The 14709-nt window shown below is 70.0% G+C and carries 16 protein-coding genes; 8 read left to right on the top strand and 8 right to left on the bottom strand.

The window, feature by feature from the left end; all coding sequences use genetic code 11:
• Position 1 precedes the first annotated feature (1 nt).
• The 8 genes from ACZ4WS_RS33355 to ACZ4WS_RS33320 all read left to right on the top strand — a co-directional run bounded on the left by ACZ4WS_RS33355 (position 2) and on the right by ACZ4WS_RS33320 (position 7845).
• Positions 2-1051 (top strand): TauD/TfdA family dioxygenase, encoded by a 1050-nt coding sequence (locus ACZ4WS_RS33355; protein WP_467986427.1) that lies wholly within the window; start codon positions 2-4, stop codon positions 1049-1051.
• Positions 1052-1108: 57 nt separating this feature from the next.
• Positions 1109-1744: a hypothetical protein gene (locus ACZ4WS_RS33350; RefSeq protein ID WP_467986426.1), complete on the top strand. Its 636-nt coding sequence runs from the start codon at positions 1109-1111 to the stop codon at positions 1742-1744.
• A 39-nt stretch (positions 1745-1783) separates the two neighbouring features.
• Complete coding sequence (locus ACZ4WS_RS33345) at positions 1784-2500, top strand: hypothetical protein (RefSeq protein ID WP_467986424.1); 717 nt, start codon at positions 1784-1786, stop codon at positions 2498-2500.
• A 78-nt stretch (positions 2501-2578) separates the two neighbouring features.
• Entirely contained in the window at positions 2579-3517 is a 939-nt protein-coding gene (locus tag ACZ4WS_RS33340; protein ID WP_467986423.1) for a DMT family transporter, read from the top strand.
• Between the two features lie 59 nt (positions 3518-3576).
• Entirely contained in the window at positions 3577-4170 is a 594-nt protein-coding gene (locus ACZ4WS_RS33335) for a DUF1326 domain-containing protein (protein ID WP_467986422.1), read from the top strand.
• Complete coding sequence (locus ACZ4WS_RS33330) at positions 4167-5066, top strand: DUF2182 domain-containing protein (RefSeq protein ID WP_467986421.1); 900 nt, start codon at positions 4167-4169, stop codon at positions 5064-5066. Before ACZ4WS_RS33335 ends, ACZ4WS_RS33330 begins: the two co-directional genes overlap by 4 nt.
• A gap of 62 nt (positions 5067-5128) precedes the next feature.
• Positions 5129-6379, top strand: a complete 1251-nt coding sequence (locus ACZ4WS_RS33325; protein ID WP_467986420.1) for an amidohydrolase — start codon at positions 5129-5131, stop codon at positions 6377-6379.
• Complete coding sequence (locus ACZ4WS_RS33320) at positions 6376-7845, top strand: FAD-dependent oxidoreductase (protein WP_467986419.1); 1470 nt, start codon at positions 6376-6378, stop codon at positions 7843-7845. Before ACZ4WS_RS33325 ends, ACZ4WS_RS33320 begins: the two co-directional genes overlap by 4 nt.
• A gap of 339 nt (positions 7846-8184) precedes the next feature.
• Here ACZ4WS_RS33320 and ACZ4WS_RS33315 read toward each other — a convergent pair whose 3' ends face one another.
• From ACZ4WS_RS33315 to ACZ4WS_RS33280, 8 genes are read right to left on the bottom strand one after another with little or no spacing between them, the layout of a single operon-like run.
• Positions 8185-8988, bottom strand: coding sequence for an AfsR/SARP family transcriptional regulator (locus tag ACZ4WS_RS33315; protein WP_467986417.1), 804 nt, complete (start codon positions 8986-8988; stop codon positions 8185-8187).
• Positions 8989-9004: 16 nt separating this feature from the next.
• A complete protein-coding gene (locus ACZ4WS_RS33310; RefSeq protein WP_467986416.1) occupies positions 9005-9433 on the bottom strand; it encodes an IS66 family transposase in 429 nt (142 codons plus the stop codon).
• 59 nt (positions 9434-9492) lie between these two features.
• Entirely contained in the window at positions 9493-10215 is a 723-nt protein-coding gene (locus ACZ4WS_RS33305; protein ID WP_467986415.1) for a DsbA family protein, read from the bottom strand.
• Complete coding sequence (locus ACZ4WS_RS33300) at positions 10212-11327, bottom strand: beta-ketoacyl synthase N-terminal-like domain-containing protein (protein ID WP_467986413.1); 1116 nt, start codon at positions 11325-11327, stop codon at positions 10212-10214. Before ACZ4WS_RS33300 ends, ACZ4WS_RS33305 begins: the two co-directional genes overlap by 4 nt.
• Positions 11324-12532: a beta-ketoacyl-[acyl-carrier-protein] synthase family protein gene (locus ACZ4WS_RS33295; protein ID WP_467986411.1), complete on the bottom strand. Its 1209-nt coding sequence runs from the start codon at positions 12530-12532 to the stop codon at positions 11324-11326. The genes ACZ4WS_RS33300 and ACZ4WS_RS33295 overlap by 4 nt, the downstream gene beginning before the upstream one ends.
• 1 nt (position 12533) lies before the next feature.
• Positions 12534-12788: an acyl carrier protein gene (locus ACZ4WS_RS33290; protein WP_467986409.1), complete on the bottom strand. Its 255-nt coding sequence runs from the start codon at positions 12786-12788 to the stop codon at positions 12534-12536.
• Positions 12789-12847: 59 nt separating this feature from the next.
• Positions 12848-13588, bottom strand: a complete 741-nt coding sequence (gene fabG / locus ACZ4WS_RS33285; protein ID WP_467986408.1) for a 3-oxoacyl-[acyl-carrier-protein] reductase — start codon at positions 13586-13588, stop codon at positions 12848-12850.
• Positions 13588-14436 (bottom strand): arylamine N-acetyltransferase family protein, encoded by an 849-nt coding sequence (locus ACZ4WS_RS33280; RefSeq protein WP_467986613.1) that lies wholly within the window; start codon positions 14434-14436, stop codon positions 13588-13590. The genes fabG and ACZ4WS_RS33280 overlap by 1 nt, the downstream gene beginning before the upstream one ends.
• Between the last annotated feature and the right edge of the window lie 273 nt (positions 14437-14709).

The raw sequence follows: 14709 nt of genomic DNA, 5'->3' as shown, positions 1-14709 counted from the left end.
CATGACCACCTTCGTCGAGAGTCCGCTCGATGCCGGAACCGGCGTGAGCCGGCCGGCCACAGCGACCTTCGCCGAGATCAATCTGCCGGACGACGTCCGTGACACCCTCGGCGCCGGGCTGGCGACCGTCGGCCGCCCGGACACCGACATCGACCATGCGATGACCCGCTACCTCCAGGTCTTCGCGGGCCTGCCCACCGGACTCCTCCAGCAGATCCTGGACTTCGGCCGGCACATCGACACCCCCGGCGTCGCCCTGATCAACAACCTGCCCGTGGACCCGGACCTCCCGCCCACCCCGGTGGACGGCGGTCCCAGCAGGCAGAAGGAGACCTTCGTCGCCGAGGGCGTGCTGCTCGGCCTCAGCGGGCTGCTCGGCGAGCCCATCGGGGTGACCACCGAGAAGGCCGGCCGGCTGGTCCACGACGTCATCCCGGTCTCCGGCGGCTCCAAGACCCAGACCAACCAGGGGTCCGAGGTCTTCCTCAACTTCCACAGCGACATCACCCACGACATCATCGGCCGGTACGACGTCGCCAACCCGGACTTCCTCGTGCTCAGCTGCCTGCGCGCGGACCACGAAGGGGCGGCCGGCACGTACTACGCGGACGCCCGCGACGTCTCGGCGGCCCTCGCCCCGGACGTTCTGGAGGTCCTGCGCTCGCCGCTGTTCCGGCTGAACGCGCCCGGCAGCTACACCCGTGACACCGCCGCCGACGCCGAGGTGCTCTCCGACCCGGTGCCGCTCGTCAGCGGGACATCGGCGCACCCCGAGATCGTCATCTCGGCCAACGGGGTGCGCGCGCTGACCAGTGGGGCCCAGGCCGCACTCGACCAGCTCCAGGGCGTCTGCGGGGCGGTGGCACACGGTGTCCATCTCCGCCCGGGCCAGGTCCTGTTGATCAACAACCGCAAGGGCGTCCACGCCCGGTCCACCTTCACGGCCCGCTACGACGGGCAGGACCGCTGGCTCCAGCGCACCTATGTGCGCCGGAACCTGTGGGACATCCGCTACCGGGTGACACCGGAGAGCCGCCGCGTCCACTACTGACCGTCACCGGCGGGTCGATGTTCAGATCTCAGCCAATCAGGGGAGCCCACGACAGAGATGTTCAGTTTCTCCGTAACTGCGAACACGTCGGAACTCGCGGAGGCCCACGCCCTGCGCCTCCTGCGGTACGAACCGAGGTTCCCGGACGACGAGTTCTGGTGGCTGGACCGGGACCGGGATACGGCGGGAGAGGTGTTCCTGCTGCGCAATGACGACCGGGCCGCCGCCACCCTGCGGATCGTTCCGGTCACCGCCTGCACCACGGAAATCGACGAACTCGGTCTGCTCCCGCCTGAGTTGGCGGGCGACCCGGGCGTCTGGGAGCTGGGACGGCTGGCCGGCCTCCCGCGCCAGGGGCGCGATCTCCCCTATTCGCTGCTGCTGTTCGGCTGGGCGTCGGCCTGGTCCCTGGAGCGGCTGCCGATCGAGCGCGTCGTCGCGTACTGCCGGGGCGGGAAGCTCTCGGGCTTCCAGGCCGCGGGCGCCGAGGTCGTCGCCGGCCCCTACGACATTCCGGGACGCGGTACCGACTACTACACGATCGTCGCCGACGTCGCGAAGGTCGTGGAGAACATCCGGGCCTACGGGTTCGGAGAACTGATGGAAGCCGCCACCGCGGGGCAGGGCGAGTTCGCCCTCGACGACCTCCTGGCGGCCGCCGGGATGGCCCGCCCGGTGGCCTCCCACAGCTGAGCTGCACGACAACAACCCACACACACAAGGGGAAGTGGCATGAGTGACGGCGCGATCATCCGCCCTGAGCTGTACACGAAGGTCAACAACAAGCTCGACGCGTTCATCGGCGACTTCTACCGCGAGGTGCCCTACGCCCAGCACTTCCTGAACGGCTCCGAGATCGACATGCCGTACTACAAGCGGCACACGATCGAGACCATCCTGCGGATCCGGCGCAAGCGCACCATCGACGCGCACGCCATCCGCTACTTCACCCTCCACGACCCGGCGACGGCCAAGAAGTGGGCCGCGTACACCGACGACGAGATGCTCCACGACCAGCTGTTCCTGGCCGACCTGCAGAAGGTCGGCGTGGAGGCGGACGAGGCGTACGCCACGGAGCCGTTCCTGGCCACGAAGCTGCTCAACGGCTACTTCCTGTACTGCCTCGAGTTCGAAGGATCCCCGCTCGCCTCCATCGCCAGCAGCTACTTCCTGGAGTACACCACGCGGCTGACCCAGCCCGACTGGCTGGACAACCTGGAGAAGACGCTGGGCGAGGAGATCGTCGAGGGCGCGCGCACCCACGTGAACTACGACATCGAGGAGGACCACACCGGCGATGTGTGGAACGTCCTGATGACGCTGGTGAAGACGCCCGAGGACGAGGAGCGCCTGTCGCGCCACTTCGACCACCTCTTCAAGCTCTTCACCATGTACTTCGTCGAGGCCTACGAGGCCACCTCGAAGGCGGCGGCGCCGGCGGGCGTCTGACCCGGGGGCCGGGCGCCGCACCCCGCGGCGCCCCGCCCCGCCCCTGTCCTTCGCCCCCGCTCACAGACAAGGACCGGCATGACCGATCGTGATGCTCCGGCATCCTCACATCTGCTCGGACTGCTCATGGCAGGCACCGGAGTACTGGCGTTCTCCCTGACCTTCCCGGCCACGCAGAAGGCGATGGCCGTCTTCGACGCCTGGACGGTTGGCATCGGCCGGTCCGTCGTCGCGGCCGCCCTCGCCGGTATCTGCCTGCTGGTCGCCCGGGCCCGCTTCCCCCGCCGGGAACACCTCCTGCCGGTGGCCCTGGTCGGCGCAGGCATCGTCGTGGGCTATCCGATCTTCACCGCGCTCGCCCTGGAGCACGTGTCCTCGGCGCACGCCGCCGTGGTGACCGGCCTGCTGCCGCTCGCCACCGCCGCCATGAGCCGGCTGCGCGGCACCGAGCGGCCGAGCACGCTGTTCTGGGCGGCCTCGATCGCGGGCGCCGTCGTGATCCTCGCCTTCACCCTCCGCAACGGGATCAGCGGCTTCGGCGCCGCGGACCTCCTGCTGATCGGCTCGCTGATCACCGGCGGCATCGGATACGCGGAAGGCGGCCGGATCTCCAAGTCGATGCCCGGCTGGCAGGTGATCTCCTGGGGCCTGGTCCTCTCGCTCCCGGTCACCCTGCCGATCACGGTGGCCTCGCTCGTCCTGGCGCCGCCCCGCTTCGAGCACGCGGGGGCGTCGGCGTACATCGGCCTCGGCTACGTCGCGGTGTTCTCCATGTTCCTCGGCTTCTGCGCCTGGTATCCGGGCCTCGCCCGGGTCGGCGTCACCCGCGGCAGCCAGATGCAGCTCCTCCAGCCCCTGCTGACGGTGGGCTGGGCGGCACTGCTGCTCGACGAGTCGATCGACACGACGACGCTCACCACGGCCGTGCTGGTGCTGGGCTGTGTGGGTCTCGCGCAATGGGCCAGGCTCGGCGCACCGGCGGCCCCGGCCCTGGCCGCGCCCGCGATCCGCCCGTAACCCCGCCACCGCCCTCGTACCACCTCACTCGTACACATCGACGCGCAAGGAGCAGGACGATGGACTGGGAGATCGACGGACGGCTCGCTGGAGCCTGCAACTGCGGGACCCCGTGCCCGTGCTGGTTCGCCGAGGAGCCGACCCACGGCTCCTGCGACGCCATCGGCGTCGGCTTCATCGACAGTGGCCACTACGGCGACGTCGATCTGGCGGGTTGCAAGCTGGGCGTGGCCTACCGCACGGTCCGGCACGTGTGGGACGGCGGCCTCCAAGTGGCCATCTACATCGACGAGAAGACACCCGAGCCGCAGAGCGAGGCGCTGGGCCAGATCCTGACCGGCAAGGCGGGCGGACTGCTCGCGGCGCTTTTCACCCTGGTCGAGGACTTCAAGGGGATCCGCCGGGTTCCGATCGAGCTCGACGAGACCGGGGAGAAGCCGTCGTTCACCCTGGGCCGCGACGCGGTGGTGCCCCTGCGGCCCCTGATAGGCCAGGACGGCAAGACGCCGATCGAGGTCAACAACGCGCTGATGTCGTTCGGCGGGGCCCGGCTGCTCGCCAAGACGGACAGCCGGTTCGTCGACGACGAGCTCGGCTGGAACTGGCAGCTCGAGCACGCCGACTTCGGCCCCATGAAGCTGACCTCGGCATGAGCAGCTCCCTCCGTACGCCGCCCACGCCGCCCGCGCCTCAGGCGCTCCGGCCGACGTCGACGCCCCAGCAGTGGACCCGCCGGGTCGGCTTCACCACTGCGATCTGGGTGTGCGCGGCCTCGGCCCTGGCCTGGTGGTGGATGCTGGGCGGCCACCACGCCGAGACCCCGGGCGGGCACGACGCCATAGCCGAGACGCCGGGGATGGCGGACATGCCCGGCATGGCGCACCACTCGGCGGGCGCGGCCGGCCAGGGGGCGTCCGCCGCCGAGGCGGGCATGTTCCTCGTCATGTGGACCGGCATGGTCGTGGCGATGATGTTCCCGGTCGCCATCCCGCTGATCGCGGCCCACCGCTTCATCACCCGTACTCGCGGTGCGCGGGGCAAGACGGAGACGGGGTGCCTCGTCGCGGGCTATCTGCTGGCCTGGGTGCTGGCGGGCGCGGTGCCGCTGCTGCTCATGGTGGGCAAGCGTGCCGTACTCCCCGAGTCCTTCGACGGGCCCTGGCGGGTGGCGTCGACCGGACTCGTCCTGGCCACCGCCGGGCTCTTCCAGTTCAGCGGCCTCAAGACCAGGTGTCTGACGGTGTGCCGCAGCCCTCTCCAGTTCGTCCTCACCCACGACTTCGCCGCGGGAGCAGCCGGCGCGTTGCGCGCCGGCGTCCTCAACGGCCTGTACTGCCTGGGCTGTTGCTGGGCGCTGATGCTCGTACAGGTCGCGGTGGGGCTCGACAACATCGCCTGGATGGGAACGCTCACCCTCCTCTTCCTCGCCGAGCGGACACTCAGGCGCGGTGCGGCGGTGGCCCGGCTCACCGGCACCGTGATGACCGTCCTCGGCGCGGTGCTCATCATGGAGCCGCTGCTGCACACCCCGCTGGCGAACCTGATCTGAGGCCCGGGTCCGGAGTCCCCCTCGCAGTGCCCCCGCTGTCAATCCAAGGGAGAACCAGAACCATGTCCGTGCTCTTCGACCGCCTGGACGGTCTGCTGCCGGACCTGGAGGACGTCTACCGGGACCTGCACGCGCACCCCGAACTCGCCTTCCAGGAAAAACGAACCGCCACCGTCGTGGCGGGCCTGCTGACGGAACAGGGCTGGGACGTCACCTCCGGCGTCGGCCGCACCGGCGTCGTCGGGGTCCTGCGCAACGGCGAGGGCCCGGTCGTGATGCTCCGCGCGGACATGGACGCGTTGCCTGTCGAGGAACGTACCGGACTGCCGTACGCGAGCACCGACACCGCCATCGACGAGAGCGGCGAGAAGGTCCCCGTCATGCACGCCTGCGGGCACGACATGCACGTCGCGGCCCTGCTCGGCGCGTGCGCCCTGTTCGCGGCGGCGCGCGACACCTGGCACGGCACCGTGGTCGCGGTCTTCCAGCCCGGCGAGGAGAGCGGCTTCGGGGCGCGGGCCATGGTGCAGGACGGCCTGTTCGAGCGCTTCCCCAAGCCGGAGATCATCCTCGGCCAGCACGTCGGTCCCGGCCCCGCCGGACTGGTCGCCACCTGCCCGGGCACGGTCATGGGCGGCACCGACAACATCAGGATCCGCCTCTTCGGCCGCGGCGGCCACGGCTCCAAGCCGGAATCGGCGGTCGACCCGGTCGTGATGGCTGCCTCGGTCGTCACCCGGCTCCAGACGGTGGTCTCGCGGACGGTGGCCGCGAGCGAACCCGTCGTGGTGACCGTGGGCTCGATCCGCGGCGGCACCACCGCGGCGACCATCCCCGACGAGGCCGAACTCGCCGTCAACATCAGGACGTCGTCGGCCGCGACCCGGGACCTCGTCATGGCCACCATCGAACGGCTGGTCGCGGCGGAGGTGCTGGCCTCGGGCGCCCCCAAGGACGCCGAGATCACCTCGGTGTGCTCCCTGCCCAACACGGTCAACGATCCCGCCGCCACCGAGCGCGTCGCCGGCGCGCACCGGGCGCACTTCGGGCAAGGCGCGGTGATCCCGGTGGGCCCCAACAGTGCCAGCGAGGACTTCGGCCTCCTCGCGTCGGCCGCCCACGTCCCCGCCGTCTTCTGGTTCTTCGGCGGCCTCGACGCCGAGGAGTACACCCAGGCCTTCCTGGCCGGCCGGGTCGCCGAGGACATCGCGCAGAATCACTCGTCCCACTTCGCGCCCGTCATCCAGCCGACCCTCGCCACCGGCGTCCGGGCCCTGGTCAGCGCCGCCCTGGCATGGCTGGAGCCCCGATGAACACGTCGAAGCGGGTGGTCGTGATCGGCAACGGCATGGCCGGGGCGCGCGCCGTGCGCGAACTGCGCCGCCGGGACCCGTCCATCGCCGTCACCGTTCTGGGCGCCGAGCGCTGCGCCCCGTACAACCGCATCCTGCTCACCGACGTCCTGGCCGGCCAGATCGACGAGGACGATATCTTCGACCGCCCGGCGGACCAGCGCGGCACGACGGTGCACACCGGGGTGAGCGCCGTACGCATCGACCGCGAGCGGCGGGAGGTGATCGCCGGCGACGGCGGCACCCACCCGTACGACAGCCTGATCCTGGCCACCGGGAGCAGGTCCACGATCCCCGACATCCCCGGACTGCGGTCGAAGGACGGCGCGCTGGTGCGGGGCGCGGTGGGCTTCCGCACCCTGGAGGACTGCCACGGCATTCTGCGGGGCGCGCACCGCGGCTCCCGGGCGCTGGTCCTGGGCGGCGGGCTGCTCGGGGTGGAGGCGGCGCGGGCACTCGCGGGACGCGGCGTCCAGGTGACGGTCCTGCACCCCACCGACACCGTGATGAACCGTCAACTCAGCCGCCAGGCGGCCGACATGCTGACCGACCAGCTGGTGGAGCTCGGCGTCGCGGTGCGCCGGGGCGCGGTGGTGAGTCGCGTACGCGTCGGACTGCACACCGGGACCGGAGAGGAGCGGATCACCGGCGTGGAGCTCACCGACGACACCGTCGTCCCCGCCGATCTCCTCGTCGTGGCGTGCGGGGTCACCCCCGAGACCGGCCTGGCCGCCGCCGCCGGGCTGCCGGTCGGCGACGGCGTCGCGGTCGACACGTCCATGCGCACCAGTGACTCCGCGATCTACGCGATAGGCGACTGCTCCCAGCTGGCCGGCCGGGTGTCGCGCCTGGTCGACGACGCCTGGTCCCAGGCGAAGACAGCCGCCGACGCCATCACCGGCACCCTCAGGGGCGCCCCCGCGCCCATGGCGCCCGTGACCCGCCTCAAGGCCGACGACATCGACCTGACGCTGATCGGCGAATGCCATCCGCAGGATTCCCCTGACGGTTCCTTCGAGGTCCTGACCGACGCGGACCCGGCCGCGGGCCGCTACCAGCGCATCGTGCTGAGCCAGGGCCGGGTCCTGGGCGCGACCCTTCTCGGTGACCACCCGGACACCGGTGTCCTCACCCAGGCCTGCCGGGACCACCGCGTCCTGACCCCCGACGAGCTGGCCCGGCTCGCCCGGCTCCCCGGCCCCCGGGGCGACCTGGCGCCGGACAGTCCGGGCGCCGGCCAGGAGACGCCGGTCTGCTACTGCCGCAACGTCCCCAAGTCCCGCATCCTGGAGTCCTGGTCGAGCGGCGCCCGTACGGTCTCGGCGATAGCCCGCACGACACGGGCGACGACGGGCTGCGGAATCTGCCGCACGGCGGTGAAGCAGATCCTGAAGACGGCCTCGGCCGAGCCCGGCGGCACAACATGAACCGCCCCGCTCCTCCGGGCACCGGAGTGACCGGATGACCGCTCCAGCCCTCCCCCGACACCCCGGCCACACGTCACGCCGGCCCGGAACGACGGTGGACAACGACGCTGAGCATGAGTTCCCAGGTCAAAGACCTGATCGGCTTGGGCGCGCACCTGAACGTGAAGTACAAGGAGACGGCGCGGGGCGGGCTCGCCGTCAACATCATCGAGTGCTGAGGAAAATGGCCCTGCCGTCGTAGCGGGAGGCGTCTTTGTGATATCAGGTCCGCAGGGCCCATGACGGGGCGAGGCCGCCACACCTGGGGTGCGGCGGCCTCTTCGGCGCTGCTGCGTCGATTCAGCCGCGGAATCCGGCGAGGATGTGCTGCTGGAGGTCTCTGAGGCCGGCGCCGGGCTCGAGGCCGAGCTCCTCCCTGAGCGTCCGGCGGGCACGCTGGTAGACCTCCAGGGCGTCGGCGCGGCGGCCGCACTCCCGGAGGGCGATCATCTCCTTCATCCAGAGCCCCTCCCTGAGCGGGTTGGCATCGCGGAGCGTGCGGAGTTCGGCCAGAGTTGCCGCGTATCTGCCGTTATGGTGGCTGGCGTCTATCCTCATCTCGGCCGCGGCCAGCCGGGCCTCCTCCAACCGCTCCACCTCGGCGAGCACGGTCGGCGAGGCCGGGACGCCCTCCAGGGGGGCACCGCGCCACAGGTCCAGCGCGTCGCCGAGTACGTTGAACGCCCGCTTGTAGACTCCCGCGGCGAACAACTTCTGGCCTTCGGCATGCAGCTCCTCGAACCTGCGCGCATCGAGCTGGGACGGCTCGAAGTTCAGGCTGTAGCCGGGCGCTTTGGTCACCAGCACGCTGTGGTTCCGGTCGCCGAGCTGGCGCCGCAGTCTCATCACGTACTGCTGCACCAGGTTGCGCTGGTCTCGCTTCTGCTGCGGACCGTTGTACCAAAGCTCATCGATGAGCCGCGCCAGCGACACCACGCGGCCATTGGCGGTCAGCAGGACTGCCATTACGGTCCGAATCTTTGGCGCTTCAACCAATTTCCAGTTCTGCCCGTCGTAGATCTCCAACGTTCCGAGCATCCTGAATTCGTTCAACTTGCTCGACTCCGCTCGCATCTCTTGGTGTTCGCGGTTGTCGGGCGGCATCTGAGCGCAGCATTGCTCAGCGGCCTCCCCCCGTTAACCCTTCTATAGGGATCTTCGCAAGAGGGAGTCGCCACCGGAAGTCACGGCGGATTTTTGTCCGATAGTCGGCGCTCCCACGGACCTTACGATCCAGGTGGCCACTTAGGTCGTTGAAATTGCGACAGCCGCCGGAGACTTTCAACGGCACCTTGGCCATACGGATGTCCTGCTCGGCCTGGTTGTTGGTGAAGGGCACTTCCAGGTCGTGCAGGAAGCACAGGATGTCGTCGAGTCGGCGGTGCAGGCGGTCCACGAGTTGGCGGGCGACGGTTTTCGTCGTCTTCGGCGGCGGGTCGGGGTCGGCTGAGCGTCGGCAGCGGATCGCGGGGTTGAACTCCGCTTCCAGGGCGGTGATTTGACCATCCGGACGATCACCCGCAGGTCGCACAGCCTCCCGCGCAGTCACCGGTCCAGCATCGACGGGGCTTTCAAAGACGTACGGGACGTAACACGGGTGCGCTGCATTCAGCCGCATCCTCCCGCTGTGTCGTGGTCGTAGCCGCCGATGCGGTCGGCAACGGCCGCGGGAATCCCGTTGTCCTCCTCGTCGGCGTCGTCCGTACGCAGCCCCGCCGCCGACAGCTCCTGGAGGAAGCCGTCGAGCCGGTCAAGACCCCAGTACCGAAAACGGCCGATTTTGAAGTACGGGATACCGAAGGCGTCGTCCTCGTACACCTGGACAAGAGCTTCCAGCCCCTCGGCCCGGATCTCCGGGTCGTCCACCGCGGACACGATCGGCAGCGGATCGAGCCCCGCCTCCTCGGCGACCGCACGCAGCACATCCGGATCGCAGATGTTGGCGCCGCGCTCCCACCGGGCCGCCATGAGCGCGGCCTGCAGCTGCCGGTCCTGCCCACTGCGGCGGGCCGCCAGCCAGCCCAGATGCGGCACCTCCCACCACGGGTCGATGTCGATGGGCCAGGCGACCTTGAAACCCATCCCCTCGGACAGCCGTTTGACGTCCTGGAGGATGTAGAGGTGCTTGGCCTTGCTCATCGGGATGTACGGGAAGGGGGCCCCGCGCCCGTCCAGCGCCTTCCTCGTCGGCTCGTCGGGTTCCCACCACGGGCGGTACTCGACGGCCTCGGGCGCCTCGGGGAAGCGCGCCTCCAACTGCCGCAGCGCAAGCCAGCTGTACGGGCTGCGGAAGGAGAAGTACAGGACGGGCTTGGCGGGCTTGCGGCTCACCGCTGCCACCCCCTGACCACGGCAGCGCCGACCCCGCCCTCCGGAGTGAAGGAGGTGATGAGGGCGGGCCGGCCGTCGAGTGCGGCGTCGTGCCGGTGGTGGGCGAGCACGGCGGCCAGCTGCAGCGCGCCCTGCGCGGCATGGCACTCACCGATCAGCCGCGCCACGGGAAGCCGCCGGACCGTGTCCGCGCCGAGCGCGGCCGCTAGCGCCTCGGTCTCGATCGCGGACTCCGGGCCTGATCCGGGCGCCACCGCCCACAGGTCGCCCGGCCCGACGCCGGCGTCCCGCAGCGCGTTGCGTACACAGTCGGCGAACGCCTCGGCGAAGGCCGGGCGGTCCTCCGGGTCGGCCGAGGCCGAGGTCACGGCCATGATCTCGGCATCGGGACGGCGGCCCGATGCCAGCAGGGCCTCCCCCGTCTCCAGCATGAAGAAGGCGGCTCCCTCGCCGGCGGGCGCCGAACCACCGGGCAGGTGCGTCAGCCAAGCGTTGTGCGGGCTGAACTCCTCCACCGCACCGACCAGCAGGGCGTCCGCGTCTCCCCAGCGCAGGCTGCGGGAGGCGTAACGCAGAGCGGCGACGCCGGCCATCCGGCCGCCGGCGACGGTGGTGTTGACGCCTTTCAGGCCGTACCAGATCGCCGCCTGGCCCGCGGCGCAGTTCATCACCGCGTTCGGGAAGAGCACCGGGTTGACCAGGTAGGGGCGTTCCTCGGTGACGGTCTCGCGGCTGAAGTCGGCCGTGGACTTCACGCTGCCGCTGGTGGTGCCCAGGATCAGACCCACCTGGCCGCGGTTCTCGTCCGTCACTTCCAGCCCGGTGTCCTTCAGCGCCTGGTCGCAGGCGACCAGGGCCAGGGCCGTGGTGCGGTCGAAGAAACGGGTTCCCTTGCGGCCCAGGTGGTCGCGGACCTGGAAGTCCGCAAGGGCGAAGGCCTGGTCGGCGGGCAGCTTCTCCTCGAACATCCCGGTGACATCGGCGAGGGCGTCGCGCTCCTCGACGACCGCCGTGCTGAACTCGTCCGCCCCCATGCCGAGCGGCGAGGCGACTCCCCAGCCCGTGACGTAGACCGCGTCAGGAGCGATCTCGGCTGTCTGACGTACCGTCATGAGACCTCCCCCAGAATGGTGATGGCGTTGTTGCCGCCGAAGGCAAACCCGTTGTTCTGGACCACCCGCAGGCGAGCCGGACGCGCCTGGTTGGCCACCGGGTCGATCCCCGGCATGTCCGAGTCGATGTTGCGGAAGTTGATCGTCGGCGGCATGAACTGGCGGGCGATACCGAGGGCGGAGGCGATGGCGCCGAAGCCGCTCGCGGCCCCCATGGTGTGGCCGAGCATCGACTTGATGGAGCTGATGGGCGGCGGGGAGTCGCCGAAGACCTCCCGGACCGCACGGGTCTCCGCCGCGTCGTTGGCCGGCGTGCCGGTGCCGTGCGCGCAGATGTAATCGACCTGGTCGGCCGTGACGCCGGCCCGGCTGTGGGCCCGCCGCATGCACTCGGCGATGCTCACCGGATCCGGCGCCACCATGTGGCCGGCGTCGCAGTTCAGTCCGTAGCCGAGCACTTCGGCATAGACCTCGGCACCGCGGCGCTCCGCGCTCTCGAGGGACTCCAGGAAGAGCGCGGCACCGCCCTCGCCGGTGAGCATCCCCTGCCGGTCGCGGTCGAACGGCGAGCAGTGGTCCTCGGCCATCGCCCCGAGCCGGTAGAAGCCGGCGTGCGCCCACCGGTAGACGCCCTCCGCACCGCCGGCGATCATGTAGTCCGCTTCGTCGGCGGCAATCGCCGCGTAGGCGTAGCCCAGCGCGTAGTTGCTCGCCGAGCATGCCGTGGAAATGGTCACCGCCTCGCCGGTCAGGCCGAGTTCGCGGTTGACCGCGACCGCCAGCCGGGAGGACGGGACCTGCTGCGCAAGGTCCGCCTGCCAGCTCTCGAAGCCGCCCGCCACCTCCTGCTCGGCAAGCTGCTCGACCGCGCCGGCCTCGCCCCCGGTGGTACCGATGCAGGAGCCGGACCGCGCCGCGGCCAGGAGCTCCGGGTCGATCCCCGCGTCCTCCACCGCAAGGCGGGCCGCCGCGGCGGCGAACTGGCTGCTGCGCCCCCACGCCTCGGGCTTGATGGCCTGCAGCATGTCGTGCGGCACGAAGTCCGGCACCTCGCCGGCCATCCTGTACGGGAAGCCCGAGGCGTCGAAGGAGGAGATCGGCGAGATGCCGCTGCGCCCCTGCTGGAGCCCCTCGGCGAAGGCCTCGACCCCTGTGCCGATGCTCGAGACGGGGCCGAGCCCCGTGATGACGACCCTGCGCTTCATTTCAGGAGTCCCAGTTGGCGCGCTCGGCGACCACGTCGTACACGGCGCGCAGATTGCCCATCTTGGGCAGCTCCGACTGCGGGATCTCGACGCCGTACCTCTTCTCCAGCCGCGCCAGGATCTCGATCGCGCGGAGCGAGTCGCCGTCGTGGTCCTCGACGAAGGAACTGGTCTCGGTCATCTCGTCGGGCTCGATCTCCAGCGCCTCTGCGACGATCTCCCGGATCTCGTCTATGTACTGCTGCGTAACGGGCATGGTGTCTCCTCCAGTCGAGCGATTCATCTGTGCTGTCGGGTCGGACGGGGCTGTCGGGCTCACTGCGAGAAACCGCCGTCCACCTGGACGACCTGGCCGGTGATGTACGAGGCCTGCTCCGAGACCAGGAAGGAGACCAGGTCGGCGACGTGCGAGACGGCCCCGAAGCCGCGCAGCGGGATGGTCTCCAGGGCCTTCTTCCGCACCTTCTCGGAGAGCTGGCCGGTCATGTCGGTCTCGATGAAGCCCGGTGCCACGGCGTTGACGCGGATCCCGTAGGGCCCCAGCTCCCGCGACAGGGACCTGGTCAGGATGTTGACGCCTGCCTTGGAGGCGGCGTAGTTGGACTGTGCCGCGTTGCCGTACACACCGGCCACCGACGAGACGTTCACGATGACGCCGCTCCGGCGCTTCATCTGGCCGAAGGCCACGCAGTGGCTGAAGTTGAAGGTGCCGGTGAGATTGGTCCCGATGACCGCGTTCCAGTCCTCGGGCGGCATGAGCACCAGCGGGTTGTCCCGGGTGATCCCGGCGTTGTTCACCAGCACCTCGACCGGCCCCAGGGCCGCTTCCGCGTTGCTGACGAACGCCTTGACCTCGGCGAGGTCCGTCACGTCGCAGCGGTCGTGGAAGCAGCGCGCCCCGGCCCGCTCCACCGCCTCCCGGGTCTCGTCCGCCGCCTCCTTTCCGGACCGGAAACAGAAGGCGACGTCGTAGCCCTCCTCGGCGAGCCGTACGGCAATACCGCGGCCTATCCCCCGGGAAGCGCCCGTCACCAGCGCCGTCGGCTTGTCCGGCATCACTGTTCCGCCTTTCGATATACCAGGCTTCGTCTCGTCGACCGATCGGCGCGCGCCTGCTCCCAGGTGCGCACCGCGCCCTCCACCATGTGTTCATGGCCGGCGAAGATCTCGCGGAGCAGTTCTTCGGCACGGGCCGTGGTCTCGATGAACTCGGCGCTCACGCGCCCGTTCGACGCGCGCAGAAGGTTTTCGCCGATCATGATCAGCTTTCCGTCCGGTACGTTCCGGGAGCACAGCACCGTCCCGACCAGCGGCGAATCCTCGGCCGTCTTGTGGAAGTCGATGATCCATTCGTAATCGGCGCGCTGCTGCGGCTCGTCCCGGTACCGGTAGACCGCCGTCCAACTGCCGTCCGGCCCTTGGTGCGAGACGGTCGGGAAGCTCTCCTCCTCGGCGACCCGGAACCGCCAGCCGGACTGCTCCTGCGGCCCCTCGGTGACCTTCAGCGGCTCGGTGAAGGTCAGCATCAGGAAGCCCACGTCGAGCAGCCAATCCTCACCGTCCACGGTGACAATCAGCAGCAGATGGTCCCAGGCCTCCCACCATTCGCCGCTGACCTTCCAGATCTGCGCCGGGACCAGCCGGACCGCAAAGCCGGCCTGACGCAGGAATTCGCCGAACAGGGGTGTCGATTGAAGGCAGTTGCCGCCCCGCTGCCGGTGCACCAGCCTGTCGAACGATTCCGCGTGGCCCAGCACTGGCGGCGTTCCGTCGAAGGAGTCGAGCATCTCGTAGGGGACGGACCGCAGATGCGCCGTGTAAAGCTCGCGCAGGCATTCCAGGGAGTTCTTCAACTCACCGTGATAACCAATGCGGTCCAGATATTCCCGCCACGGCAGTGACACCGTCTCCAAGACATCCTCCGGATTGCTGCGATGGGAACCCGGGCAGGTTCCGGCTTTCGGATCCGGCTTGAATTCTCGGCGGTCCCGCCCGGTCGCAGGAGGCCCGACCGCCCTGCTCGAAAGTCCACCCCGACGCAGCGACCCATCACGCCGGCCGGCGTCGCGGGCAGACCGAAAAGCCGCGTGGGGGGGGGGGGGGGGGGGGGGGGCGGGGAGACGGGGGGGGGGGGGGGGGGGGGGGGAAAACTAGAAGAAACAGGGGGAGAAAAAAAG

This window comes from Streptomyces sp. NPDC029292 (assembly GCF_055569295.1).
This window is presented reverse-complemented; position numbering and strand designations above follow the sequence as displayed.